The sequence below is a fragment of the Sphingobacterium sp. UME9 genome, assembly GCF_014170215.1.
GTDB classification, from domain to species: domain Bacteria; phylum Bacteroidota; class Bacteroidia; order Sphingobacteriales; family Sphingobacteriaceae; genus Sphingobacterium; species Sphingobacterium paramultivorum.
This window is the reverse complement of record NZ_LZZP01000005.1, coordinates 368,862-394,868: the sequence shown is the minus strand read 5'-3', so window position 1 is coordinate 394,868 and position 26,007 is coordinate 368,862. Positions and strand designations below refer to the sequence as shown.

General features: G+C 40.4%; 22 protein-coding genes. 5 read left to right on the top strand and 17 right to left on the bottom strand.

What is annotated here, in order from left to right:
- Positions 1-69: 69 nt before the first annotated feature.
- The 4 genes from A9970_RS10220 to A9970_RS10205 form a co-directional block, all read right to left on the bottom strand.
- Entirely contained in the window at positions 70-906 is an 837-nt protein-coding gene (locus A9970_RS10220; RefSeq protein WP_075994419.1) for an endonuclease/exonuclease/phosphatase family protein, read from the bottom strand.
- 102 nt (positions 907-1,008) lie between these two features.
- Positions 1,009-1,776 (bottom strand): glycerophosphodiester phosphodiesterase family protein, encoded by a 768-nt coding sequence (locus tag A9970_RS10215; protein WP_182982206.1) that lies wholly within the window; start codon positions 1,774-1,776, stop codon positions 1,009-1,011.
- A 265-nt stretch (positions 1,777-2,041) separates the two neighbouring features.
- A complete protein-coding gene (locus tag A9970_RS10210) occupies positions 2,042-2,689 on the bottom strand; it encodes an HD domain-containing protein (RefSeq protein ID WP_088163158.1) in 648 nt (215 codons plus the stop codon).
- A complete protein-coding gene (locus A9970_RS10205; RefSeq protein ID WP_153844545.1) occupies positions 2,682-3,860 on the bottom strand; it encodes a class I SAM-dependent RNA methyltransferase in 1,179 nt (392 codons plus the stop codon). The genes A9970_RS10210 and A9970_RS10205 overlap by 8 nt, the downstream gene beginning before the upstream one ends.
- A 77-nt stretch (positions 3,861-3,937) precedes the next feature.
- On the opposite strand from A9970_RS10205, the gene A9970_RS10200 reads away from it, so the two are divergent.
- A complete protein-coding gene (locus A9970_RS10200; RefSeq protein WP_075994416.1) occupies positions 3,938-4,312 on the top strand; it encodes a DUF3127 domain-containing protein in 375 nt (124 codons plus the stop codon).
- Positions 4,313-4,507: 195 nt separating this feature from the next.
- Complete coding sequence (locus A9970_RS10195) at positions 4,508-4,972, top strand: copper resistance protein NlpE (protein WP_182982205.1); 465 nt, start codon at positions 4,508-4,510, stop codon at positions 4,970-4,972.
- Positions 4,973-4,993: 21 nt separating this feature from the next.
- On the opposite strand, the gene A9970_RS10190 is transcribed toward A9970_RS10195, so the two are convergent.
- The 5 genes from A9970_RS10190 to A9970_RS10170 form a co-directional block, all read right to left on the bottom strand.
- Positions 4,994-5,995 (bottom strand): acyltransferase, encoded by a 1,002-nt coding sequence (locus A9970_RS10190; protein ID WP_182982204.1) that lies wholly within the window; start codon positions 5,993-5,995, stop codon positions 4,994-4,996.
- Between the two features lie 15 nt (positions 5,996-6,010).
- The gene (locus A9970_RS10185) at positions 6,011-7,165 is read right to left on the bottom strand and encodes an MFS transporter (protein WP_120335055.1); all 1,155 of its coding nucleotides are present in this window, start codon (positions 7,163-7,165) and stop codon (positions 6,011-6,013) included.
- A 63-nt stretch (positions 7,166-7,228) separates the two neighbouring features.
- Positions 7,229-7,660, bottom strand: coding sequence for a fumarate hydratase (locus A9970_RS10180; RefSeq protein WP_227550058.1), 432 nt, complete (start codon positions 7,658-7,660; stop codon positions 7,229-7,231).
- A 105-nt stretch (positions 7,661-7,765) separates the two neighbouring features.
- A complete protein-coding gene (fumC, locus tag A9970_RS10175) occupies positions 7,766-9,163 on the bottom strand; it encodes a class II fumarate hydratase (protein WP_075994412.1) in 1,398 nt (465 codons plus the stop codon).
- 130 nt (positions 9,164-9,293) lie between these two features.
- Complete coding sequence (locus A9970_RS10170) at positions 9,294-9,863, bottom strand: hypothetical protein (protein ID WP_075994411.1); 570 nt, start codon at positions 9,861-9,863, stop codon at positions 9,294-9,296.
- A gap of 311 nt (positions 9,864-10,174) precedes the next feature.
- Between A9970_RS10170 and A9970_RS10165 the strand changes: the two genes are divergently transcribed.
- On the top strand, positions 10,175-11,785 hold the full coding sequence (locus A9970_RS10165; protein ID WP_088163153.1) for a S41 family peptidase: 1,611 nt from the start codon (positions 10,175-10,177) through the stop codon (positions 11,783-11,785).
- Here A9970_RS10165 and A9970_RS10160 read toward each other — a convergent pair.
- The 5 genes from A9970_RS10160 to uvrA form a co-directional block, all read right to left on the bottom strand.
- Complete coding sequence (locus tag A9970_RS10160; protein ID WP_236582734.1) at positions 11,775-12,938, bottom strand: endonuclease/exonuclease/phosphatase family protein; 1,164 nt, start codon at positions 12,936-12,938, stop codon at positions 11,775-11,777. The genes A9970_RS10165 and A9970_RS10160 overlap by 11 nt on opposite strands.
- Positions 12,883-13,761: a rhomboid family intramembrane serine protease gene (locus A9970_RS10155; protein ID WP_182982203.1), complete on the bottom strand. Its 879-nt coding sequence runs from the start codon at positions 13,759-13,761 to the stop codon at positions 12,883-12,885. Before A9970_RS10155 ends, A9970_RS10160 begins: the two co-directional genes overlap by 56 nt.
- Before the next feature lie 11 nt (positions 13,762-13,772).
- Complete coding sequence (locus tag A9970_RS10150) at positions 13,773-14,459, bottom strand: rhomboid family intramembrane serine protease (protein ID WP_153844313.1); 687 nt, start codon at positions 14,457-14,459, stop codon at positions 13,773-13,775.
- A gap of 12 nt (positions 14,460-14,471) precedes the next feature.
- Positions 14,472-16,358, bottom strand: a complete 1,887-nt coding sequence (mutL, locus tag A9970_RS10145; RefSeq protein WP_153844312.1) for a DNA mismatch repair endonuclease MutL — start codon at positions 16,356-16,358, stop codon at positions 14,472-14,474.
- A 303-nt stretch (positions 16,359-16,661) separates the two neighbouring features.
- On the bottom strand, positions 16,662-19,502 hold the full coding sequence (gene uvrA / locus A9970_RS10140; protein WP_159727395.1) for an excinuclease ABC subunit UvrA: 2,841 nt from the start codon (positions 19,500-19,502) through the stop codon (positions 16,662-16,664).
- Between the two features lie 157 nt (positions 19,503-19,659).
- On the opposite strand from uvrA, the gene A9970_RS10135 reads away from it, so the two are divergent.
- Positions 19,660-20,715, top strand: a complete 1,056-nt coding sequence (locus tag A9970_RS10135; RefSeq protein ID WP_182982202.1) for a DUF2157 domain-containing protein — start codon at positions 19,660-19,662, stop codon at positions 20,713-20,715.
- A gap of 3 nt (positions 20,716-20,718) precedes the next feature.
- On the opposite strand, the gene A9970_RS10130 is transcribed toward A9970_RS10135, so the two are convergent.
- A complete protein-coding gene (locus tag A9970_RS10130; protein WP_182982201.1) occupies positions 20,719-21,393 on the bottom strand; it encodes a response regulator transcription factor in 675 nt (224 codons plus the stop codon).
- 83 nt (positions 21,394-21,476) lie between these two features.
- Positions 21,477-22,820: a sensor histidine kinase KdpD gene (locus tag A9970_RS10125; protein ID WP_182982200.1), complete on the bottom strand. Its 1,344-nt coding sequence runs from the start codon at positions 22,818-22,820 to the stop codon at positions 21,477-21,479.
- A gap of 185 nt (positions 22,821-23,005) precedes the next feature.
- Between A9970_RS10125 and A9970_RS10120 the strand changes: the two genes are divergently transcribed.
- Positions 23,006-25,378, top strand: coding sequence for an outer membrane beta-barrel family protein (locus A9970_RS10120; protein ID WP_182982199.1), 2,373 nt, complete (start codon positions 23,006-23,008; stop codon positions 25,376-25,378).
- A 153-nt stretch (positions 25,379-25,531) separates the two neighbouring features.
- Here A9970_RS10120 and A9970_RS10115 read toward each other — a convergent pair whose 3' ends face one another.
- Positions 25,532-25,948, bottom strand: a complete 417-nt coding sequence (locus tag A9970_RS10115; RefSeq protein WP_182982198.1) for an OsmC family protein — start codon at positions 25,946-25,948, stop codon at positions 25,532-25,534.
- Positions 25,949-26,007 lie beyond the last annotated feature (59 nt).

Genomic DNA, 26,007 nt, shown 5'->3' with positions numbered 1-26,007 from the left:
CAAAATAAAACAGCAGATTCTAAGCGAACCTGCTGTTTGTGTTATAGGGTTGTTGTAATTAACATGATATTATTTCCAGGAGAGCGTCGTTGCTACTGGAAAGTGATCTGAGGGGAATTTATTCATATACGTGTCCGTCAGGATACCATATTTTTTAACCTGGAAAGGTTTGGTAATAAAAATATGATCAATGCGGCCTGTTGGTCTGATGCTTTTGCCCCAGCCATTGAAGGAAGAATTGGGTTCATATTTGAATGTTGCCAGTTCATGTACGTCAGTGACTACTTTGCTATTGGCTAATGTGAAATAAGCCTCATCTTTTTCATCCACATTGAAGTCGCCGGTTAAAATCAAAGGTAGGTCTTTGGCAAACTCTTTTGCTTTTTCTAGAATCAACTTGGCACTCTCGGTGCGTGCAGTGCGGCCGATATGGTCAAAGTGCGTGTTCATGAAGATGAAGCGTTTTTTGTTGGCCTTGTCTTCAAAAATACCCCAGGTACAGATCCGCGGTAGTGCTGCATCCCAGCCTTTATTCGGGTGTTCGGTATCTGTCGCTGAAAGCCAGAAAGTTCCGCTCTTTATTGCTTTAAAGCGATTTGTATTGTAATAAATAGCCGAGTGCTCGCCCTCTTGTGCACCATCGTCGCGACCAACACCCACGTAATCAAATCCAGGAAGGAGCTTTTTGAGGTCTTGAACCTGATCAAAAAAACCTTCTTGGATACCAAAGATATCAAAGCCATGGTATTTAATCAGATTAGTTAGCGGAACTTTACGGTCGTTCCACATGTTGTCAACATCGACGGTATTTCTTTGACGGATATTATAGCTGGCTGCAATAAATTCCTGTGCATAAGACAGAAAGGATAGACAGAGCGCTAAAGCGAGAATAATACTTTTTTTCATTTAGAATCTAGTTTTTAAAAAGGTACTGAAACGGTCACGCTCATCAAGTCGGCCTGATAAGTGGTCAACTGATTAGGAACCATGACTATTTCAACGGTATTGTTATTTCTTTAATACACGGAGCAACAATTCAGGTTCGTCAGTTGTAATAAAATCAATTTTCTGATTAATTAGATTGGTCATTTCCTCTTCTGTGTTTACTGTCCACGCATTCACTTTCATGCCAAGTTGATGTGCATCTTTCAGCCATGTCGCATTCTTTTTGAAAACCGAAAAGTGATAATCCAAACCATTTATTCCCGCAGCCTTCACCTCAGCAGGAGTTTTGTCACCTGTGAGGTATTGAATATTGGCCTTAGGCGCCAGTTCGTGAATCTTCTGACAAGCCTCAAAGCTAAAGGAAATATAATCAGTGATTTTCTCTGCTTTCAAGCTTTTAACCATTTCCACCGTTTTTGTTGTCGCTTCAAGTGTACGCTCTACCCCTAGTTTATTGATTTTCAATTCAAGGATAAGACGTAAACCTTTTAATTTTTTTCCAGCGTTAAGATATTCTTCCAAGGTGGGAATAGATTCACCGTTAGGATGCTTCTTTTCTAAGAGCTCCTTGTACGTTGCTGTGGCAATATCGATACCATAGAAATCATTATCGTGGTTGACCACAAGAATATTATCTTTGGTCAAATGCACATCAAATTCGGATCCGAAGAGCTTAAGGTCGTGGGCTGCTGTTAAAGAAGCAATAGAATTTTGCGGAAGATGGCTGTTTTTCCATACGCCACGATGCGCAATGGCTTTAGTTTGTGCAAATAATGCCGAAGATGAGATCACCATGGCTAGTGTCAGACAGCTAAAAATATGTTTTTTCATGTGATAATTATGTATGAGTGTTTGTTTTCAACGGCATAATTTGCACGTTTCACTCGTTGATTTATTCCTATTCTATTTCTCTTTTTGGGCATTTATATTACCGATTAAGATGTTTATGGTAAAAAATCGACCCCTAATGATAGGATCATTTCTTACAAATCTGTTTAAAAGCTGATTTTACATAAGACAAAAAAAGTGGTACTTTTTATCTCGATGTACAAGATCTAAAGTACCACTTTTATATTTAGGAATTGTTAAGTGTAATTTATTTTTTACCGTTCCATTCGGCCATGAACTCATCTAGGAAGCTGAGCATATAATCATGGCGATGCGCTGCGATTCTTTTCGCTGCTTCTGTATTCATCTTATTCTTTAACAATAGTAGCTTTTCGTAGAAGTGATTGATTGTAGGAGCTTCCGAATGCTTGTACGCTTCCTTATCCTTATATTCCTGAACGGGAACGTTGGGATTATACATCTCACGGCCTTTGTTTCCGCCAAAGCTAAACGCGCGGGCAATACCTATTGCGCCAATAGCATCTAGACGGTCAGCATCTTGCACGATCTCCATCTCTTTTGAATGGAATGAAACTTCACCTAAACTTGCTTTGAAAGACATGTTGAAGATGATTTTCTTGACATGGTCGATGATCTCAGGCGAAATTTCTAGACTTGCCAAAAACTCTCCGGCAACACGAGGGCCGATTGTTTCGTCGCCATCATGGAATTTACTGTCAGCGATGTCATGTAATAGCGCCGCCAATTCGCACACCATAACATCTGCTTCTTCATCTTCTAAAATTAACTTCGTATTGTTCCATACGCGTTGAATATGCGACCAATCGTGGCCTGCTTCTGCAAATTTCAACCGGTCTTGCACAAATGCTACTGTGCGCTCAATAATGTTATTCATACAATACTTTTGTTTTTTCGCGAGTACCCTCGTATAATTCGTATTCTAATAATCTACAATCTAATTTACCATTATAAAATTCTATACGTCGGGATGCGCGCAACCCGATTTTCTTTGCCAGATCTGGATTTCCAGTAAATATATAGCCTCTATAACCTTTGCATTCCTGTTTCATGAAATCTCCCATACGCTTATAGGTAATTTCTAGCTTGCTGTGTGTGCCCAAACGTTCACCATATTCAGGATTGAATAAAATGACCCCTCCTTCTTTAGGAACGTGTGTTTCGGCAAAATCGCATACTTCAAATGAAATTAATTGCTCTACACCAGCAGTTCTTGCGTTCATCTTGGAGACGTTGATAGCCTCTTCCGAGATATCACTTGCGATAATTTGCGGAGCCGCTTTTTTATTGATCTGATCTTTAAGTACGCGACGCTCCTGGAAGAAAACTGTTTCATCGTAACCTATGAAATGCATAAATGAATAGTTCATGCGTAATAATCCAGGTTTTCTGTTTGTTGCAATCAGAGCTGCCTCAATAGCTAAAGTTCCGGATCCACACATCGGGTTCACAAATGGAGAATTACCATCCCATTTGGACGCAATAATAGTCGAGGCTGCCAGGGCTTCCAACATTGGCGCTTTTCCCGGGATCTTCCGGTAGCCATGTTTCGCTAATGTTTCACCTGAGGTATCGAGAAAAATTTCAGCACGGTCATCTTTCCAGTACAAGTGCACAACCGCTTTATTATTGTCCGGACCTGAATTAGGGCGCATACCCTTTTTTTCCTTGATACGGTCCACGATTGCATCTTTAACTTTGACGTTTGCAAATAATGGTGTGCTGATTGTCTCATTGTCTACATTGGAGCTGACAGAGAAGTATCCGTCAAATTGAATGAGTTCTTCCCATGCGATTTGACTCAATTCTTCATAGAGCTCCGTCGGATTATTGGCCGTAAACTCTTTTAACGAATACAAAATCTGAGATGCTGTGCGCAGGTTCAGATTGAGCTTGATCGTATCGTTTATACTGACCTTTAATTCTACTCCTGTAGGAAATGCCCTGACAATGTCAAAACCTAACTCTTTAACTTCCTGTTGCAAATAAGGTGATAAGCGCTTATTGCACGTTATAATAACTTTATTGGGGGTGTTGAAAACTTCCATCATATTTTGTACAAAGTTAATTAAACTCTTCCTCAAAAATTGCTTAATTTTACGCTTTAATATTTATTTTTTTGATTATGGAAATTAGAGGAAAAGTACACGAGATAGGAGCGACACAACAAGTGACAGAATCATTCAAAAAACGCGATATGATTGTAGCTTATGCCGAAAACCCACAATTTGTTGAGTATATCCGTTTTGAATCAACACAAGACAGAACGTCAATTTTTGATAACCTAGCAATTGGTGAAGAGGTAGAAGTATCTTTTAATCTTCGTGGTCGTCCTTGGACTAATAAAGATGGCGTAACAACTTATTTCAATTCATTGGTAGCATGGCGTGTAACAAAATTGGGTAATGCTGCTCCAGCACCATCTTCTCCAGGTTACGCAGATATGCCTGCTCCTGTAGATTTGGCTGGTTCATCAGATGATGATGATCTACCATTCTAATCTGAATAGGATTTTATGCACTATCGCCTTTGCGGTAGCCAATAGATTATTTGAACTGTAAACAATCCAGTTATTTACAATAGAAAGGCTTCTTCAAGAAGCCTTTTTTCTTTCATAGCATCAGCATGGGCACCTGATTTTTCTTGGCGCTGAAATTGCTTGCTATACGGTGTCGTACATCAAAAAACAATAAATATGAAATCATCCGTATTATTTCTTTGCTTAGCAGCAGTTTCGCTAAATGCATGCAATCAAACTTCAAAAGAGAGTCAGCATGCTACAGCAGATTCTTCAGTACATGAGACTGCGGCAGTAGATACTGCCCATACATCGCAAAACTCACTGGATTGGGCTGGTACCTATGAAGCTACTATTCCCTGTGCAGATTGTGAAGGTATCAAAACCAATATCACCTTAAAGAATGATAATACCTTTGCCATCGTCAGTGAATATATTAATAAAAATACCAAGGTTGAAGATACTGGCAAAGTCATGTGGCACGACAACGGATCCGTTGTTCATCTCACAGGGAAAGAGACAAATATGAAATTGAAGGTCGGTGAAAATAAGCTGATTGGACTAGATCAGGAAGGCCATGCGATCGATGGTCCCAATGCACATCTCTATGTGTACAATAAGGTCGAAGGAGAGAAACTGTAAAACGAAGCTCCGATAACAGAATTAGCCGCTGACGTATTTACCGTAGGGAACTTTTCGGAGAAGATACGTCAGTAAGGCACTCGCTAACAGGGTGAGAACCGTTGCTGCCGGGATTTTCCACAAAGTGGATAATGGAAGCAAAGGATGAATATAATTCAGCAATAAAATATGGCATAAGTAAATGCCAAAGCTGTGAATGTCGATAAATTCCCAGAAGGGGTTAAGCTGTTCTGGGAGTTTAAGACCTTGCACGAAAATGAATAAAAAGCCTGCACTCAATGCGATATTTGGCGAAAGATAGTTGTAAAGTGTCGGGTCAAATTCTCCGCGAGAGACACTTAAATGCGATGTCCCCGAAGCCGTAATTAAACAACAGATCAGAAAAAACGTAAAACTTGATAATTTGACCATTTGGATTGGATAATTACGTAAATAATGCCCCAAGACAAGGTAACCCGCATACCCCGAGAAAAAGGTCAGGTCAAAATTAGGTAGGTAACTATTGAACCATTTATTCGTAAAAAATAACGCTGCAAACCACAATCCCAAAAAGATCTCAAGCTCCCTTTTACTGCAGTTGCCAACAATTTTGCGTATGAAAGGAACTGCAAGGTAGAGCCCAAGTATCATGTATAGATACCAAAGGTGTGCATTCGTGCCTGATTTTAAGCGAATTAACACAATGTTAATAACTTGTGGAAAACCAATATAGTCAAAATCAATGTACCGAATAAAATAATAGAGAAGATAGACGATCGTCCAAAAAAGAAAGGGCGGGACAATTTTTAACAGACGTTTCTGATAAAATTGTCCCGTGCTTTCGTCTTTCTGTAGCAGCAGAGCGCCTGAAATAATGACAAACAGGGGTACTGCAAAGCGCGAGAAGCTATTGATCCAATTGGCATAACTCCAGTCGAATGACTCAAATTCATTGCTGTTTAGGTAGCCCGAAGAGGAATGAATCAAGATAACGAGGAATATCGCAACAATACGTAGTACACTGATATAACTGGTTCGCGCCATTTGATTATGCTATTTTTATTGACTTTTACTGTCGTAGGCTTTCAAATACAGCAGGGTTAGGAGTGCGCCAATGCTCGCCATGCCCACGCCAACAAGCGAAGGTGTGTTATAAGCTAAACCCCAGGTTATTGGAATTCCACCTAAAAATGCACCTAAGGTATTGCCCAGGTTAAAGGCAGCCTGGCCACCTGCCGCAGCCAATGTTGCAGCTTCTTTTGAAGCGCGAATTAACATCAGTTGTGTCGGCGAACCAATGGTGAAGGATACCAGTCCAGTAATAAATGCCAAAGGATAGGCTGTCCAGCCCAAAGGCGATATAAAGTAAACCATCACAAGGCATAGCGCCATGGCGGAAAAACTAGCGATCGCAGCTTTGGTTGGGGAGATTGTATCGGCCAATTTTCCGCCGATAAGATTCCCGAAAAACATACCAACACCGATCAGGACCATAATCAACGGTACGCGATCAGCAGCGATGCCCGACACATTGGTCACTAAAGGCGCGATGTAACTGATCCATGCAAAAAGTCCACCGGTACCGATGGCGATAATAGCCATTAATAGCCAGGCAATTTTTTTGTTGAAGAAGTTGAGCTGGCTAAAGATGTTATTCCCTTTGGAAGCTTCAATTTTTGGCATCCAAGCATAAATTGCTGCAAAAGTGATTAATCCCAATATACTGATGATACCATAGGTCAAACGCCATGAATAATGATGGCCGAGGTAGGTTCCTAGCGGTACTCCAGCCAAATTGGCAATGGTCATTCCTGTGAACATGATAGATATAGCCTGGGCTTCTTTTCCCTTTGGTGCCAACCGAGCAGCAACAACAGATCCAACACCAAAAAATGCACCATGCGGAAGCCCCGCCATAAAGCGGGAGAGGCTGATCAAAAATTGACCTGGAGCAATACTAAATAGGCCGTTGAAAATAAAGAAGAGCAACATTAAAAAAAGTAATACCTTCTTTGGTGGATATTTTCCCGTAAATAGGACTAATGTTGGGGCACCTACAACAACACCCAGTGCGTATAGTGCAATCAGGTGCGCGGCAGTAGGGATCTCGATATGAAGATCTTTGGCAATATCAGGCAGGATACCCATCATCGTGAATTCGGTCATTCCGATGGCAAGTCCGCCAAATGCCAAAGCGATAATTCCTTTGTTCATTGTATTTTAAGGTTGAGGTTGTACGATAATGGTACGAAGATAATAAATAGATTGTACTAAAAATTACTGATACCTTTTTTGAGGGACACAAGTAATATTTTTAGTCTTTCTTAAGATGATCTGACGTTGATCTAATCTGCTTTCCAGTACCACCGAATCCGCAGCATGATAAACAACTTTAAAGCGGGGGATGTACTGGCCGGAAAGATAGCAGCCTGAAATTTTCTGCTTGCCATTCTCTTTGGTATAAATACCATCGACAATGATGGAGTCTCCACGCAAAACATAAATACCCTTTGCATGTTCTGTCCAAGATCCATTTTTGTAACAGCTATCCGGGATTGTTTGTACCTTATTGTTGACGTGCATGGTCGCGTAAACAGAATCACAGGTAAACTTGAAATCGGTCAAGGTATATTGCATCATCTGCTGTTGTCCTGGAATACTGTCTTGGACCCATTCTCCCTGTAAAAAGGGTGCGCCTTCGTTCTGCATATCCGAATTGAATTTGCAGGCAGTAAAAAAGAAAAACATACCTATGGCAAGTGCCAATAGGTATGTTTTTGTTCGTATGTTTTTTATTGAAATAAAAGTCACAGCTTATTTTAAACTTCCAACCATATCTTCTGGTTTTACCCAGGCATCGAAATCTTCAGGAGTCACATAACCTAAGCGTACGGCTTCTTCTTTAAGCGTAGTACCATTTTTATGTGCTGTTTGCGCGATTTCTGCTGATTTGTAGTAACCAATTTTTGTGTTTAGTGCCGTTACTAACATCAATGAGTTGTCTACCAATTCTTTGATGCGTTTGTAGTTCGGTTCAATACCAGCTGCACAGTGCTCTTCAAATGAAACACAAGCATCACCCAATAGGCGAGCAGACTGTAAGAAGTTTGCGGCCATCAATGGTTTGAACACGTTTAGTTCATAGTGACCTTGCGTTCCACCAATTGTAATAGCCACATCATTACCCATCACTTGCGCCGCAACCATTGTCAATGCTTCACATTGCGTTGGATTAACTTTACCTGGCATAATCGATGATCCTGGTTCGTTCTCAGGGATCAAGATTTCACCGATACCTGAACGTGGGCCAGAAGCCAACATACGGATATCGTTTGCAATTTTATTTAATGAAACAGCCAATTGCTTCAATGCACCATGTGTTTCAACGATTGCGTCGTGAGCAGCCAATGCCTCAAATTTATTTTCAGCGGTTACGAAAGGTAGGCCAGTAAATTCAGCGATATATTTAGCAACGACAACGTCATAGCCGTTTGGTGTATTTAATCCTGTACCTACAGCAGTACCACCCAATGCAAGTTCTGACAAATGCGAAAGTGTATTTCTTAAAGCTTTCAGACCATGGTTCAATTGAGCAACATAACCTGAAATCTCTTGACCTAGAGTCAATGGAGTAGCATCCATTAAGTGTGTACGGCCAATTTTAACTACGTTTTTAAACTCTTCAGCTTTTTTCGCCAATGTGTCACGCAATTTTTCTACACCTGGAATGGTAACTTCAGCAACAGCTTTGTAAGCCGCAATATGCATTCCTGTAGGGAAAGTATCGTTAGATGATTGTGATTTGTTTACATCATCATTTGCTTTTAACACAGGTTCACCTTCACCAATTTTATGTCCAGCCAATACTTGTGCACGGTTTGCTACAACCTCATTCACATTCATATTGGATTGTGTACCCGAGCCCGTTTGCCAAATAACCAATGGAAATTGATCATCCAATTTGCCCGCCAAGATCTCATCACATACTGTAGCGATCGCATCACGTTTCTCTACAGGTAATACCCCCAACTCGTGGTTAGCATAAGCAGCTGCTTTTTTCAAATAAGCAAAGCCTGCGACGATTTCGTGTGGCATTGAAGCTGCCGGTCCGATTTTAAAGTTGTTGCGTGAACGCTCTGTTTGTGCACCCCAGTATTTGTCTGCAGGTACTTGAACTTCACCCATTGTGTCTTTTTCAATTCTGAATGACATAGTATGTAAGTATAAGTAAAACGTAAAAATTAAAAGCATATGTGCAAAGCACATCATACATCACTCACAAAGTTACAGGATAATACAGTAAAGAACAAGGATTAAAGCAGAAAGACACAATAAGCAGGTTTTAAAAACCAAGACGTTTTGTCAAGGAATCATTCACATGGTGGAAAACCTGTTTCGGTTTTAACGTCCGCCAGGGAATCACGTTCAATGTACCACCGAAATTAATGTAATAATCTATATTTTGTTGCTGGAATTCTTCAATAACATGCTCACGGAAACCAATACCCGCAATCCATCCGTCCTCGATATCCTGAAACCATTCCTCATAGTAAGAGTCGTCTGAAGCATGAAAATTCAGTACATTCTCTCCGATGAGAATAAAATACTTGATCCCTTGACTGATCAATACATCGATAATCTCTCGCTTGAGCAACATGATGTCATTGTAGATTGCATCATTCCATTCACCAATTAGTTCGATAATACAGTACTGTTTCTCATAGTCTACAAATAGTATTTTCAGATATAAGGTAAGCGAACCGAATTCATCCCATTGTGGGTGCAAAAGAAAATTATAGATCTGTTTGTCAAAATCGAATTCGCTGTAGACTGTACCATAAAATGGGGATTGTTCATCTTCAGCGGCAATGTAATAGTCCCGCCAATTGTAATAAGGTTCGATTTCGTGCATAAAGTGGAATCTTTTTCAATTCAAACTAAGATAAATTTACGCGAATTTGCAAGTTAAATTATAGGGATCATTGTCATCTATTGCAATTAAATGTTTGGCACTCCTAGTAGCTGTTTGGTTATGATTTTTGATAAAGACTTTTAATCATGGACAGCTTTGTTTCCTGACCAAAACAATGACGTGAACTTTTTGTTTTTAATGTAAAAATATGGGTTCAAAAACTCGTTTAACCGAATAAACTTGCTATTTTTGATAAAGTAATTAATTGTTGAATAGTTTGTCTCATCTTCGGTAATTCATGAAGATTTCCCATGCAGAAAAGTATTAAACGAAATATTTTTGTAGCCGCTACATATGCTGCAGTATTGCTTCTCGGCTTGCTGTTGGGACAAAATTATGCCGAGGAACAGGGAAGTAACCAGAAAACAACCTTTTCAAGTTTGCGCTCCAATGGCAATTCTGATAAATTACAATATCTCATTCAATTAATTTCCGAGAATTACGTCGACAATGTCAGTATAGACACCGTGCAGGATGAAGCCATCGAGCATGTTGTTTCCCGCCTGGATCCCTTTTCCACCTTTTTGAAACCCAATCAAGTGCTTGCAAAGCAGGAAACTCTTGAGGGAACATTTGATGGTATCGGAGTAGAGTACTTTCGCCTGAAAGATACGCTACTTGTTGTTGGGATGGTTGCAGCAGGTCCCGCTGAAAAAGCAGGTATGCGTATTGGCGACCGCATTTTAAAGATCGGAAATAAGGATCTTGTCGGAAGAAAGGTTGCCGAATCCGAAATTGAAAAACTGATCCGCGGAAAGAAAGGAACAGCTGTATTGATCTCCATTCAACGCAATGGAGAGGTATTGGGCAATCCAATAAAAGTCATTCGTGATCAGGTAAATGTTTCGAGTTTAGATGCATCCTATATGATCGCTCCGAAAACAGCTTATGTGAAAATTCGAAGATTTGGACATAAGACAGCAGATGAATTCAGGCAGTCACTCATTGACTTACGAAAAAGCGGAGCTCAAGATCTTATTTTGGACCTACGTAATAATGGCGGCGGATTTGTACATACGGCAATTGACCTGGCAGGTCAATTTTTCAAAGAAAAGAGACTGTTGATGTATACCGAGGGTGCGAATGAACTGCGCCAGGATTTCTATTCTGAGAAGGCGGGCGATTTTGGTGATGGCCGGGTCATTGTGCTGATCAATGAAAGTACAGCATCAGCGAGCGAAATACTGAGCGGTGCTCTTCAGGATTTGGATCGGGCAACTATTGTCGGCCGCAGATCCTATGGCAAAGGTTTGGTGCAAGAGCAATTTGATTTTTCAGACGGTTCTGCAATCAATCTGACTGTGGCTCGCTACTATACACCGCTTGGAAGATGTATTCAGCGAAAATATGCACGGGCGAATTTTGATGCAGCAAAATACATGACAGGCTTCGATCTATGGACAATGGATACCGAATTCAGCCAAAAAGAAATGTTTACAACCAGCAAAGGAAAGCTTGTCTTCGGTGGTGGCGGTATTCTTCCGGATGTAACCATCCCGATTGACACCAATGAAACCAGTGCCAAGTATCGCGAGATATTTCATTCCAATGCGATCGAAGAGTTTGTTTATGATCGCTTCACGAAACATCTGCCGGCATATTCTATCGAGAATTTTATTAGTGGCTATCACTTGCCAGCAACAGAATTTGATTTATTCATTTCATATCTTAATAGTCAAAAGCGGATCGCGGTCACAGCCAAAGAAGCAAAAAACTTACATGATTTAATTCAATCCGATATCGAGGCCTTGGTAGGTCGATATTATTTTGGTCGTGAAGCGTATTACAAAATCAAAAACCGAAGAGATAAATTTATTGAAATAGGTCTTAAAACGTTGGGCTATCAAATGCCTAAGGTTTAAGTCTAAGATCAGACCATACAGGATAATGATCCGACAATTTCTGTTTGACAATCTGATAGTTCATCACCTGAAATTTCTGGCTGGCAAAAATATAATCGATCTGGAATATCGGAAGGAGGGCATGATGGGTTACTCCCCAGCCATTACCTTTCTCCTTAAATGCATTGTACAGCCCGTCTCCAATTAGATTGACCGAGTAGCTCATTGGAGTATCATTGAAATCACCTACGGCAATATAAGGATATTGACATTCATTCATGTGTTTCTTTAACGAATGCGCCTGTTCGCTACGAAGCTCGAAGGCATTCTTAAGTTTGCGGCTCAATTTACGTGTCCTCGAATTATCCGATTCATTATTATTGGACAGATTTTGGATAAATTCCTTGTCTTCATTTTGAAGCGCAAAAGAACGGAGATGTATATTATAGATGCGAATCAGTGTATCCTGTTTTTTGATATCTACATAACTAATCCGGTTGATTCCGTAATCGTTGTCTCTGATGGTACCTGAATCATAGATTGGGAAGCGGGACAGGACAGCCATTCCATAGGCCTCGTAATCGTTTTTAGAACTAGGCTCAAAGAAAAAATAATCATAGCCCAGTTTATCCTTGAATTCTTCGGAGAACACATGTTTTCCTTTGATCTTGCTAATATATTCCTGAAAGCAGATCACATCGGGAGATATGCTGTCAATAATTCGGACAACGTCGGCTTTAAAGTTTTTTTTCTCATCGTTTACTTTTTTGAACAAATGAGCATTGAAGGTCATGATGCGCAGGGTACGTGTCTCGGAGGATACAGGGGCATTCTCTTTGCGAATGTTCCAATGTTTAGTTAAAAAAGGCCATCCAATGAGGATTGTTACGAGTGAATAAAGAGCAATTTTCCGTTTGCGGAGTAGCCAATAAAAGATAAATCCAATATTGATAAGAAGAATTGGAAGGTAGCCCAGGCCCATAAATGCAATGGGCCAAAAAGATTTAGGATTAATGAAGGTCGCCGAATAGCTCATAAGCAATGCAACGATCGCAAGCATATTTGCCAGGAACATTGTTTTACTTATAAAGCCCAGTTTTCTTCTTAAAAATGTCCTTTTATCCATCAACCTTGTCACCACTATTGCTTGCCCTAAAGAGCGTTTCTTTTTCATGGTTCGTTAGACTGTCGTAGCCAGAAATAGAAATTTTATCTAAGATAGCATCGATTTCGTCCTGATTGGGTAAGTCATAACGATGTTTCCGATTTGTCGGAATATTGTTACCTACAACGACTTTCATTTTTGCAGGCTTCTTTTGTTTTTTCTGAAAAATTGTGGACCAGTCCATCCCCGATTTTAGCGCATAAGTAAATCCCATTCCGAAGAGTACAACAGCAAAGTATGAAATGGCAGCAGGTCGATTGGTCATGGTAAGGGCAAGGAATTCCAATCCAAAATAAATAATAGCCACTAATTTTAGCTTAACAGTACCAATAAGCAGGAAGCGTAATTCGTACTTGGGGACCAAAGTGACAATTGCCGCCAATATCGCTGCCAGGGGAAGAGAGCCACCCATGAGCTGAACGCTGTCAGAAACGGGAATAAGTGACCCAAAGCCCATATAAAGAATGCTGCCGAGCAACCAAGAAGAAATATAAACAAATAGAAATTGCCGCTTGTTTAAGAAGGTAAAAAAGATCTGACCGACCCAATAGAGCCAAAGACTATCAAAAAGTATGGTCAGAAGCTTGACGTAAACAAAATTCGATGTGATTAATGACCAAGGCTGTGCAATAAATGCTGAGAAATTACTCGGTAAACTCAACCGGCGTACAATAGGCTCCAAAAAGCTTTGTGGTACAATTTTTAATTCGAAGAGTAGATCTAAAAAATAAATGAGGACAAATAAACAGACCTGAATACTGATCACCAAAGGTACGGGCGAGCCAGTTTTATAGGTTTGTCTCCAAAAATCTTTTAAACCGATGTTATTCATTGCGCACGATATTAATAAATTCCTTTTCTAATCTTCCACAGTTTAAGCAGTAGATAGCCAAATAGTGCACCACCGACATGCGCCAGGTGAGCCACAGAATCTCCTGGTCTAGACAAGCTCATATAAATTTCGATGAGGATGAATCCACCGATCATATACTTTGCTTTGACTGGTACAGGAATAAACAAAAATTGAAGTGGTATGTTTGGAAAAAGGTAGGCAAATGCTAATAGAACACCATAAATGGCTCCTGAGGCCCCTAACATCGGAATGAGGTAAGTTAGTGCTTCATTATTTCCGGTATTGGCCATGGCAATAAGTTCGTTTCCGCTTATGCCGTGAAGTGGAGCGAAAGAACCTGTCGCATTATAGAGTTGTATACCATTTACAGCTGTATAAAGAAACCAGGCACCGATTCCCGAAACCAAGTAGAAATTTAAAAAACGTTTTGACCCAAGTACCTGCTCAATCATAGGACCGAACATAACCAGGGAAAACATATTGAAGAAAATATGGGTAATATTGTTCTTGTCATGCATAAACATATGCGTAATCACCTGCCAGATTTTAAAATAAGGGGAGTCCGGATAATAGACCGCAAGATAATCATATGCTGCAGGTACAAGTTGTGATCCAATATAAAATATGATATTGATGATCAATAAATTCTTGATAACAGGTGTCAGTTGTGGAAACATATATTTTATCTTCTAATTTTTACCAAATTTTTCAGCTAATTCTTGCAATGTAAATGTTACAATTACAGGGTTGCCATAAATGGAGATATTGGGTGAGTGACAAGCAAAAAGTCTATCCACAAGCTCCGCCATCGCTGTATTGTCCAATACGGTACCGGGCTTAATGGCCGCATTACGGGCAAGACTCTTGGCAAGATTTTCTCGCTTAGCGAGCTTATACTCAGATTGATTGTTTTTGTAATCCTCCAATATTTTCTCAATCATCTTTATTTCGTCGAATCCTGTTCCTAAGTCTGCAGGAATTCCGTCAATAATATAGGAATTTTTTCCAAATTCACGAATTTGAAAGCCTAAGCCATTGATGTCCTCCAGGAGGTCTTTCATTAATTCATTATCTGCAGCATTCAGGTCCAAAGTCTGTGGAAACAAACTTTGTTGACTCAGACCTTTATGTTGGTCCAGTTGCGCAAGAAATTGTTCAAAGAGAATACGTTCATGTGCAGCCTGTTGATCGATTAGAATAAATCCAGAGTGAATCTGAGAAACAATATATTTATTATGGAGCTGAAAAAAGAGCTTTGAGGATGACTTATCTTCGGCCTGAATGGTCTGTGAGTTATCCGTATGCAATTCTGGCTCCGCATGCAATGGCAGCTGAACAGATTCCTCTTTTTCGACAATCTGGTACAAGGAATCCCAATTGCTGGGTATGCCACCTGTTTTCTTACTGAGTCCCTCAGCGTAGCTTTCCGAGCGCGTGTAGCTCGAACCAGATTTTGATTTGTCTGTATCAAATGGATTGAAGTTTGGATTAAAAGTTACCGTTGGAACGATAATTTCATCCAATGCCTTTTTTGTGATGAGATTGGTGAAGCTCGTTTCCTGTTCAAAATCCAAAGATGGCATGATATTGTACCGTCCCAATGATCTTTTTACGGCTGAACGGATAATGGCGTAAATAGCCTTATCGTCTTCATACTTAATTTCTGTCTTGGTAGGGTGTACGTTGATATCGATGCGTGCAGGATCTATGTCGATAAATAAGACATAGAAAGGGAATGTTTCGGCCTGTAAAATATCTTCATAAGCATTCATGACTGCATGATGCAGGTATGGATCACGTACAAAGCGTTTGTTGACAAAGAAAAACTGTTCACCACGTGTTTTTTTTGCAAATTCAGGTTTTCCCACAAAACCTTCTACCTTAATGATGGATGTATCTTCTTCCACAGGGACAAGTCGCTGATTGTAATTGTTTCCGAAAATATGGACAATACGTTGTTTCAGCGTCTCAGCTGGCAAATGGTAGATCTCATTTCCGTCACTATGTAAGGATAGGAAAATCTGTGGATTTGATAAGGCAATACGTTGAAATTCATCAATAATATGACGCATTTCTACGGAGTTACTCTTTAGAAAGTTCCTTCGCGCAGGAATATTGTAAAAAAGATTTTTAACTAAAATATTTGTTCCGGCAGCAACAGCTTCCGGGTATTGGTTGACAACTTTTGATCCCTCTATCTCAACAACTGTACCCAGTTCATCTTCGATGCGGCGTGTTTTGAGCTCTACCTGTGCAATCGCAGCAATGGAGGCCATTGCTTCACCACGGAAACCCATTGTGCGGATAGCGAATAAGTCTTCAGCCTTACGAATTTTCGATGTTGCGTGACGTTCAAAACAAAGACGAGCATCAGTTACGCTCATGCCACAGCCATTGTCAATGACCTGGATCAATGACTTGCCTGCATCTTTAACAATAAGTTTTATTTTGTCAGCTCCAGCATCAATAGCATTCTCAATCAATTCTTTAATGGCAGACGCTGGTCGCTGCACCACTTCTCCCGCCGCAATCTGATTAGCAACATTATCTGGAAGTAATTGAATAATATCCGACATATAATACAAAGTTAAGAAATATCCATATTTACAGCGTATAAACACTGATGAAAATCAACCGGACATTCTGTATGTTCTTTAAAAGCAAAAACCTTTAATGTGTTCATTTATACAAATGAAAATGGATGGCGTTGATAAATAGTTGCGCCCTCTTCCTCGGCCGTCAAAGTCAGTGTGCGATATCTATTGCCCCTGTAAGACAAAGCCCAAGGAGTTGGAAAACATTCCTGCGCAATAACCGAGCCATCCCGGGAAAACAGCAGCCACGAAACATAATACTTCGCAGATGCCGTTTTGTAGACATTACATTTCCAATTTTAAGAAACGTGCTGTTTCGCTTTTATTATTCTTAATTAAGTTTTCAGGTGTTCCTTCAAATAGAACCTGCCCACCGTCTTTGCCACCTTCGGGACCGATATCAATGACCCAATCAGCCGATTTAACGACATCAAGGTTGTGCTCGATGATCAAAATGGTGTTCCCGCGCCCGACCAGGCGATTGATAACGCCCATAAGAACATTAACATCTTCAAAGTGAAGACCTGTTGTCGGTTCATCAAGGATATAGAATGTATTTCCAGTGTCTTTTTTAGAAAGTTCAGTAGCCAATTTTACCCGTTGTGCCTCACCTCCCGATAAGGTTGTCGAGGACTGTCCTAAGGTGATATAACCCAAACCTACATCCTGCAGTGTTTTGATCTTTCGGTAAATGCTCGGTACATTTTCGAAGAAATCCACAGCGTCGTTGATGCTCATATCAAGTACATCGGAAATGGATTTTCCTTTATAGCGTACCTCTAAAGTTTCTCGGTTGTAGCGTTTTCCGTGACATGTTTCACAAGGAACCTGTACATCGGGAAGGAAATTCATTTCGATGACTTTCAGCCCGGCTCCCTGACAGGTTTCACAACGACCGCCTTTGACGTTAAAGGAGAATCTTCCTGGCTTATAGCCTCTGATCTTAGCTTCTGGAAGCTGAACAAACAAGGTTCTGATATCCGAAAATACACCAGTATAGGTCGAAGGGTTGGACCGTGGTGTACGGCCGATAGGACTTTGGTCGATCTCGATGACTTTGTCAATATGTTCTAACCCTTCAATTTTTTTGAAAGGAAGTGGAATTGCTTTGGCTCTGAAAAAATGTTTATTCAAAATCGGGTATAAAGTACCTGTGATTAGGCTTGATTTACCCGAACCTGAAACACCCGATACAACAATGAGTTTTCCTAATGGAAAAGAGACAGACAGATTTTTTAAGTTATGTCCGGTTGCTCCATGTAATGACAATGTTTTTCCATTGCCCTCACGGCGTTTCTCAGGAATCTTAACCTCTTTTGTCCCGTTGAGGTAAGCTGCTGTTAAAGAGTTTGATTTTAGGATTTCTGTTGGTGTACCTTCGGCAACCACAGTGCCACCATGAACGCCTGCAGCAGGTCCCATGTCGATAACATGGTCGGCATGTAGGATCATGTCTTTATCATGTTCTACAACAAGGACCGAATTGCCAATATCGCGTAGGTTTTTAAGCGCATTGATCAAACGTTCGTTATCCCGCTGATGGAGCCCAATACTCGGCTCATCCAGAATATAAAGTACATTCACCAGTTGGGAACCAATCTGTGTGGCCAAACGGATCCGCTGTGCTTCGCCACCCGAAAGTGTTTTAGCTGTACGGTCCAAGGTCAAGTAATTTAGGCCGACATCCAGCAGGAAGCCTAAACGTGCGCGGATTTCCTTTAATATCTCCGTTGCAATAATGAGCTGGCGTTCATCAAGTTTGCTTTCAACCTGATCAAACCATTCTTTGATGGATGTAATGTCCATCGTTGAGAGCTCATGGATGTTTTTATCCGCAATTTTAAAATGTAAAGACTCTTTTTTCAGACGCGCTCCCGCACAGGTTGGACAGGTCACTTTCGTTCTGAAGTCATCTAAAGAAGGCGCCTCATCCGATGATTTTCCCGAAAACTCTTCCAGCATCTTAAAGATTCCTTCAAATTCAACACGATATTCTCGTGTGCCATAACTTCCATAAGATACCGTGACAACGATAGGCTCTTCCTTATTGCCAAATAAAAGCTGGTCAATCTGTTCTTCAGTTAGTTTTTCAAGCGGTGTTGTAATTGTAAAATCTAATTTTTTTGCGACAGCTTTCAATACTTCCGAAGTCCAATTTTCCCGGGTAGGTCCCAAAGGGGCCAAACCACCTTTTTGAATACTTAGTTTTTTATCCGGGATAACGGCATTCTTATCAATTTCAAAAATATAGCCCAAACCATCACATGTAGGACACGCACCGTATGGGGAATTGAATGAGAAGGTATTTGGCTGTGGCTCATCATAAGAGATCCCCGATTCGGCATCCATGAGATAACGGCTATAGAATTGCTCCTGATTATCTTTCGTGGAGACCTTGATGATGCCTTTCGCTGTTTTCATCGCCTGCATCACTGAAGTCTGTAAGCGCTTTTTATCTTCACGCTCTACTTTCAGACGATCTACGACGATTTCAATATCGTGTATTTTGTAGCGGTCGACCTGCATTTTTGGAACAAGGTCCAATATTTCTCCATCCACACGTACCTTCACATAACCTTGCTTACGGATTTGTTCAAACAACTCACGGTAGTGGCCTTTACGACCCTTAACCACTGGAGCCAGGATGTTCAGGGCCTGTCCTTCAAACTCAGTCAAAATCCGTTCGATAACCTGATCGTCCGACATACGCTCCATTTTCTTACCAGTCACATAGGAGAAAGCTTCTCCTGCTCGGGCAAATAGTAGACGCATAAAATCATACACCTCAGTAATGGTTCCAACAGTGGACCTCGGGTTTTTGCTGGTGGTTTTCTGTTCAATGGAGATCACTGGACTTAAGCCCGATATCTTGTCCACATCCGGACGTTCCATGCCACCCAAAAACTGACGGCTGTAGGCACTGAATGTCTCCATATACCGACGTTGTCCTTCAGCATAAATGGTGTCAAAAGCCAAGGAAGACTTTCCGCTGCCACTTAAACCTGTGATAACAACCAATTCATTTCTCGGAAAAGAAACATCTATATTTTTTAGATTATGCGCACGCGCTCCAAATACCTGAACTTCACTTTGTTCGCCCAAATCTGGGCTTCTTTTTACTGCCATGAAAACTCCTTAAGGTCCCTGTGTGAGGGATTAAATGCAAAACATGCAAAATTACAGATTTTAAAGGAATTATGCGAGCCTATCTGACTTTTGGAACAAAATGTGATATACAAGTGATTTAAAAAAATAATGTACCTTGCACAGTAAATCTAAATTTATGCGAAAATACGACGTCAGCAAACAAGAGAAACAATCGATCGACGATATTGTCCAATTTTGGAAGAAAGAGAACTTATTGGATGAACAAAAAGCGAACGAGCTGATGGATAGTCTAGACGTGAAAAGTTTTGATTGGGGACAACTCGCTAGATATGCCTTTTGGATTGCCTTGGCATCTCTGGTCTTCGCTGTTTTTTCGTTGTTTACAGATGCATCGTTCTTGGCCTTTGTGGATACACTCTACGAAGCACCTAATATCCTTTTTTGCTTCTTTTTCGCTGCCGTGGCTGTATTATTCTATACGTTGGGTTTTCGGTATAAGAAACGCTATCCTTATAAAAATCTATCCACGGAAACCATGATGCTGATTGGGGTTTTCGGAACTGCGGCCTGTATCGGGTTCATGGGTAAAGTATTGGATAAAGATACGATGCACTATTCCCTGTTATTTTTACTCTCCGTGGCGATTTATGGCTTTCTTGCCGTTAAGCTCGAGAGTAAGCTGATCTGGACGTTTATGCTTTTGGCCTTGGGAGTATGGTTTGCGACCGAGACCGCCTACCACAGCAATTGGGGATTTAAGTTTTGGGGGATGAACTACCCGCTGCGTTTTACCATTTTTGGAGCACTGATAACCGCTTTAGCCGTTTGGGTTCAACCCAGGTTTGAAAGGCTACAAATCTTTCAGCCCATTAGTTATATTGTGGGATTGATCTATCTGATGGTATCCTTGTGGACCCTTTCTATTTTTGGAAATTATGCTGATTTCTATGAATGGACGACTGTACGTCAATACCATATGTTCTACTGGGGTATTTTATCCACTGCCGTGTCGGCATTCCTGGTTGTCTACGGCTTAAAAGCGAAAGATAATGTCAGCAGAGAAGTAGGCTTTGTATTTTTAGTGCTCAATATCTATACCCGCTATGTCGAGTATCTCTGGGATAATATCAATAGAGCAGTGTTCTTTTTGATTTTGGCCGTGTCCTTTTGGTTTGTCGGCCGTTGGGCAGAGAAATTATGGAACAAACGGAAGGAAGAGATTGCTGGATAACCCTTAAAATTGAATCGTAAATCCGACACCTCTATTCGAACTGATGCTCAGATTGGGATCCAGGCTTAAATATTTGCGGATCCGGGTAATAAAGACATCCATGCTCCTTCCTGTAAAGAAATCTGCATTTCCCCATACCTTTTCAAGAATTTCTTCACGCGTGACAAGCTGACCATTGTGTTGCCATAGAAAGAGGAGAAGTTGTGCTTCACGTTCAGTGAGCTTAAATTGTTCCAAAGTATGGCTTAATAATAATTGTTCAGGATGGAATAGATAGCTCCCGATGGCGATCGATTTTGGAGTACTATTCTTCTGATTTCGCTTTAATATATTTTGTATGCGAAGCAAGAGTTCCTCGGGATCACAAGGTTTAGTGACATAATCATCGGCACCGATTTTTAGTCCCGTGAGCTTATCTATTTTTTGCTCCTTCGCTGTTAAAAAGATAAAGGGTAAAGCAGGGTATAGTGCATTGATTTCTTTGGCGAGGCTAAAACCACTGATTTGAGGAAGCATAACATCCAGTATCACCAGATCGTAATCGGCTAGCTGCTGAAAATTTTCCGTAAGATCATTGGGCTGTGCTATCCAGTCTATGGCAAATGTGGATAGCTCAAGGTATTGCTTAAGCATAAAACCAAAATCTGGATCATCTTCAACGAGTAATATTTTATTCATTTTTGTTTTCAGTAGTTGAGTTAATATAAATGCTTTAGTCTATGGCCGTCTATTTTCTTTCCACAGCTTATCCTTGTTTTTGGTCATATTTCCGATGATGGAATAAGCGCATGCGGCAGCTGGATTTTAAACGTAGTCCCTACACCGGGCTTGCTAGTTACAGTAAGCTGTCCGTGATAACGATCGACGATTTTTTTTACAAGGAAAAGACCTATTCCCAGGCCTTTGGTGTCGTGAACATTGTCTTTTTGTATGCGGTAAAACTTGTCGAAAATATAAGGTAACTCGGACTCCTCCATGCCATAACCATTATCCTGTATACAAACCGAGAGTTTACCTTTCTGATCCTCAAAAAAGATATTAATCCAAGTTGCACCATATTTTACGGCATTGTTCATCAGGTTCTGAAATAGTGTTGTCGCATCATTTGGACTCAGACATAATTTGCCGTCAGGCAAGGGACTTAATTGGAATGCGATAGCGGGATTGGTCAATTGAAAATCGTCGAAAATAGCTTGAAGTTCTGTACTGGTGACAGGAGGCTGATCAATATTTTGAAGATTTTCGTTAAGTGGGTCAAGGGTTTGTTCCAAGCGATTTACTTGTCGTTCAATGACCGTTATAATGCTTTCGTCTGTTGATTTTCGAAGTGTTTTAGCGGCAATTTTCAGGGTTGCAATAGGTGTTTTGAGTTCATGTGAAATATTGTCGACGACATCGTGCAGTACGGTGATCTGTTTCTGCTGTTTTCTGAGGTTCTGAATGGTTCTATAAAAAAGCCAAAGAAAAGCGGCTAGAATAAATAAGGTGCTCAATAGGAGTGAGGTGAGTTCTTTGAACAATATCCAGTTGAGATTCGTTACCTCAAAGGAAGTTTTCCGGTGTACAAAAAAGGTGTACAAGATCTCCCGGCTTTGGATACTGTCTTTGATTTTCTGTGTTTCCGTTTTTTCAGTTATCCATTCGCTTGAAGAGAGCTCTACGGGTTGACGAAACGTTCCATTTGTTATGTAGACAGTAATAGGCCCCGCTGCGATTTGTTTTTCTAGGTTCTTGAAGTAAATACCCAAAATTTCCTTTTTCAGGATGACATCCATTCCTAAGGGTTGAAATAGACTGTCGACATATCGCGTGAGCTTCTGGGAAGTTTTATGGGCATTTGCGCGGTATAGCTCTTTTAGTTTTTCGGCTGTTATCTCATTTTTAACCAATTTGATGTAGTAGTCTCTAGCAATGTCCTTGCTCATTAAATCATCATCAAAAAGCTTGTCGTTGTCATGAAGCTTGCCCAGCTTACTTTTCACAGTGGCAAAAATATCACGCTGTTTGAGCTGATAGGTATTGTACAATTGATACCCCTGTATGCCAATAAGTACGGCAAAAAATAACGTGAAGAGGACGATATAACTTTTGGGTTTCAATTCCATACACAAATATAACTGCTGACGGCTAAGATAATATACCTTAACCCAGTATTAACCTTTCATTAACCATTATTTGTCGCAACTATAGACACTTTTGAAGCATAGCATATCAGTATGAAATGGCCGCGATTGTCAAATAGAATAATGCGGATAAGCTATACTAGAATTAAAAGACTAATTATTTGTACATGAAATTGATCCTATTTTTTCTGGCTTTCCCCTTGTTGCTTTCAGCACAGACCAAACAAATCGGGGGACAAGTACAGGATGCAAACAAAATTGTGCTGGCGGGAGCGACCGTTATGCTATTGGATAGCAACTATCAAGAGATCCGTGAAGTAAAGACTGACCATTTTGGAAAGTTTATACTTACGCTGGATCACCCTAATGGATACTATCTACGGACAACCTATCTGAACTTCAAGTCTCAGGAACTTTTTTTTCGCAGCGATACCATTTCTCGCCCTTTGTTACTTGAACTTCTTCCTGAAGCAAAGGTACTCGAAGAAGCGCAGGTCGTGGGTCGAGCTCCCCGATTGATCCGTAAGTTGGACCGCTTGGAATTTAACGTTCAAAATTCCAATCTTTCAGCACTGAATAGCTGGGATATTTTGAAGCGTACGCCATTGGTGATGGTGAATGGTGCGGATTTAATGGTCCGTGGAAACAAAAATATTGTTGTCCTCATTAATGACCGCAAAGTGATGCTCACGGGGGACGAACTGAAAACCTATCTGGAGAATACAGCAGGTAGCGACGTGCAATCGATAGAGGTTATTACCAATCCACCTGCAAAATATGAAGCTGAGGGAAGCACGATTATCAATATTAAACTTTCCAAATCCAACCTATATGGCTATAGAGGCACGGTGGTTGCATTGGCCGAAAAAAGCAGTACCTGGAAGCAACTGTTTGGACTGACCCAGTATTATAAAAATGAAAAATTCAATCTTCGTGGTACTTATAATTTCGGACGAGGGACTTACGCACGCTATGAAACGAATTATGTATATTATCCGAATGAGCAAACCTCATGGGAAGGTGTCATGGATCGATTTGATACCAATAACAGTCAGAACAGCTATGTATTTTCGATAGACTATACCCCCGATACAACCTGGACGGTTAATGCTGGACTAAATGGATATTACGGACCGAAAACCTATGGTATTTATGAAGTGCCCACCATTATATACGATAAAAATCATGTACAGGAGTCCAGTTATTTTACCACCAATGATCATCAACGATCGACAAAAACAAATAACCTCTACCTTCAGGTAACAAAGAAGCTTAATTCCAGGTGGAGCATAAATTGGTCATCCTACTTCACTGACAATCATTCGACAAATGATCAGGATGTGCTGACGGCGCTGCGATTTAAGGGGGAGGAACCGACAGATACCCGATTTATCAGTAATAATGGAAATAAAAATCGGCTTTTTTCTTCACAGATAGATTTTACGGGAAAAATAAAGAACCTCGGCATGGAATTCGGTGGAAAATTTAGCGATGTGAAAACGACGAGCACCCTTGTTTTCTTTGACGATGAATCAGGAGAGCTCGAGCAAAGGTCTGATAAGAGTAGTGTGTTTGATTACAAAGAACGTAATGTAGCTTTGTATGGCTCATTGGACTATGCTTGGAAAAAATGGAGCTGGAAAGCTGGTTTAAGAGGAGAATATACCGATTTGGAAGGTATTGTATCCGAACCGGCTGACATCAATAAGCGTGATTATTTTGTGCTCTTTCCGACATTTTACATGCAATATGCCTTGACTGATGATCAGCAGTTTGGTTTTTCCTATGGAAAGCGTATCAGCCGACCTTCGTATTCTTGGCTTAATCCTGCAAAATCCTATTACAATCGTTTTTCTTATTTTCAGGGAGATCCACGTTTAAGGGCGACGATCGTTCATAACCTGAATCTGACCTGGACAAAAAACAACTGGAATATCGATCTCTTCTACCGATTTGAAAAGTGGCCCAATATGGAAATTTCCCGCCAAGATAACAACAATCATCAACTGATTTTCCAATATACCAATATCAAGAAAGGACAGGGAGCGGGGATAGACTTAGGAAAGAGTTTTCAGCTGACCGGACGCTGGGGATTGAATCTGCAGCTAGAGGGGATGTATAACCAGAATTACTTTATGGGTACTGATGACGTGTTGCACAAGAATGATGTGTATATCGGCAACGGAAACGTAAGCACCAACTATGTGCTGAATAAGGATGCCGGTTGGAACCTTGAACTGGGTAATACATTTACATCGCCCACGATACAGGGGCCATTTAATATTACAGGGTATTCAAGTACCTATGTGACGACAAATCGAAAATTCTTTAAAAAGAAATTTGAAGTAAATCTATCATTTATGGATATTTTCAAAACAGAGAAAATGACGATATCATCCAAGTACGGCGATCAAAATAATTTTTATAGGGACTATCGGGATACCAGAAAAGTAAATCTGACGCTGCGGTATCATTTTGGAAATCAGAAAGTCAAAAGCAGTAATCAACCCACTAGAACAGAAGAGCAGAATCGTTTGTAAATCAGTTAACCTTAGTAAAGTTAAATCCTTCCGATTCCCTGTACCTATTTTATTCATAATACATTGGTAAAGGAAATGGATGTAGCATTCATTAAAAACAATAATCCTCCACATCGTATGTGGAGGATTATCAGATGCTAAGAAAGTATTTTCTTAGTTTATTTTCAACGAATACGTGATATTAATACCACCAGCGGCAAGCATATCGTGTACTGAGCAATACTTTTTAACGGCTAATTCAGCCGCTTTGGCTGCTTTTATCTCATCAATTTCACCTTTTAGGAAAAAATTAATGTGAATATCTGTAAATACTTGTGGAATTTCTTCCCGGCGTTTACCTTCTACTTCGACCTGGATATCGTCAATTTGTTGGCGTTGTTTTACCAGTATGCTATGGAGGTCAAAGACGCTGCAAGAACCCAGTGCCATTAAAACCAATTCCATTGGACGAACACCTTTTCCTTCACCGCCGATAGCTTCCGAGCCATCAATGTTGACTTTGACAGGGGATAATTCACTGCTGGCTTCGAAATGCACAGCTTGGTTGACACGGTTTAATTTGATTTTCATCTTATTCTATTTTATTCTTTTTTGCTAGTTTAGGCTGTGAGGAGATGGGGTAATACTTC

What these genes read in the sequence shown, in the direction of transcription:
- A9970_RS10220 (WP_075994419.1), bottom strand. Translation starts at nt 906, where the DNA reads ATGAAAAAAAGTATTATTCTCGCTTTAGCGCTCTGTCTATCCTTTCTG.
- A9970_RS10215 (WP_182982206.1), bottom strand. Translation starts at nt 1,776, where the DNA reads ATGAAAAAACATATTTTTAGCTGTCTGACACTAGCCATGGTGATCTCA.
- A9970_RS10210 (WP_088163158.1), bottom strand. Translation starts at nt 2,689, where the DNA reads ATGAATAACATTATTGAGCGCACAGTAGCATTTGTGCAAGACCGGTTG.
- A9970_RS10205 (WP_153844545.1), bottom strand. Translation starts at nt 3,860, where the DNA reads ATGGAAGTTTTCAACACCCCCAATAAAGTTATTATAACGTGCAATAAG.
- A9970_RS10200 (WP_075994416.1), top strand. Translation starts at nt 3,938, where the DNA reads ATGGAAATTAGAGGAAAAGTACACGAGATAGGAGCGACACAACAAGTG.
- A9970_RS10195 (WP_182982205.1), top strand. Translation starts at nt 4,508, where the DNA reads ATGAAATCATCCGTATTATTTCTTTGCTTAGCAGCAGTTTCGCTAAAT.
- A9970_RS10190 (WP_182982204.1), bottom strand. Translation starts at nt 5,995, where the DNA reads ATGGCGCGAACCAGTTATATCAGTGTACTACGTATTGTTGCGATATTC.
- A9970_RS10185 (WP_120335055.1), bottom strand. Translation starts at nt 7,165, where the DNA reads ATGAACAAAGGAATTATCGCTTTGGCATTTGGCGGACTTGCCATCGGA.
- A9970_RS10180 (WP_227550058.1), bottom strand. Translation starts at nt 7,660, where the DNA reads ATGCAGAACGAAGGCGCACCCTTTTTACAGGGAGAATGGGTCCAAGAC.
- fumC (WP_075994412.1), bottom strand. Translation starts at nt 9,163, where the DNA reads ATGTCATTCAGAATTGAAAAAGACACAATGGGTGAAGTTCAAGTACCT.
- A9970_RS10170 (WP_075994411.1), bottom strand. Translation starts at nt 9,863, where the DNA reads ATGCACGAAATCGAACCTTATTACAATTGGCGGGACTATTACATTGCC.
- A9970_RS10165 (WP_088163153.1), top strand. Translation starts at nt 10,175, where the DNA reads ATGCAGAAAAGTATTAAACGAAATATTTTTGTAGCCGCTACATATGCT.
- A9970_RS10160 (WP_236582734.1), bottom strand. Translation starts at nt 12,938, where the DNA reads ATGAAAAAGAAACGCTCTTTAGGGCAAGCAATAGTGGTGACAAGGTTG.
- A9970_RS10155 (WP_182982203.1), bottom strand. Translation starts at nt 13,761, where the DNA reads ATGAATAACATCGGTTTAAAAGATTTTTGGAGACAAACCTATAAAACT.
- A9970_RS10150 (WP_153844313.1), bottom strand. Translation starts at nt 14,459, where the DNA reads ATGTTTCCACAACTGACACCTGTTATCAAGAATTTATTGATCATCAAT.
- mutL (WP_153844312.1), bottom strand. Translation starts at nt 16,358, where the DNA reads ATGTCGGATATTATTCAATTACTTCCAGATAATGTTGCTAATCAGATT.
- uvrA (WP_159727395.1), bottom strand. Translation starts at nt 19,502, where the DNA reads ATGGCAGTAAAAAGAAGCCCAGATTTGGGCGAACAAAGTGAAGTTCAG.
- A9970_RS10135 (WP_182982202.1), top strand. Translation starts at nt 19,660, where the DNA reads ATGCGAAAATACGACGTCAGCAAACAAGAGAAACAATCGATCGACGAT.
- A9970_RS10130 (WP_182982201.1), bottom strand. Translation starts at nt 21,393, where the DNA reads ATGAATAAAATATTACTCGTTGAAGATGATCCAGATTTTGGTTTTATG.
- A9970_RS10125 (WP_182982200.1), bottom strand. Translation starts at nt 22,820, where the DNA reads ATGGAATTGAAACCCAAAAGTTATATCGTCCTCTTCACGTTATTTTTT.
- A9970_RS10120 (WP_182982199.1), top strand. Translation starts at nt 23,006, where the DNA reads ATGAAATTGATCCTATTTTTTCTGGCTTTCCCCTTGTTGCTTTCAGCA.
- A9970_RS10115 (WP_182982198.1), bottom strand. Translation starts at nt 25,948, where the DNA reads ATGAAAATCAAATTAAACCGTGTCAACCAAGCTGTGCATTTCGAAGCC.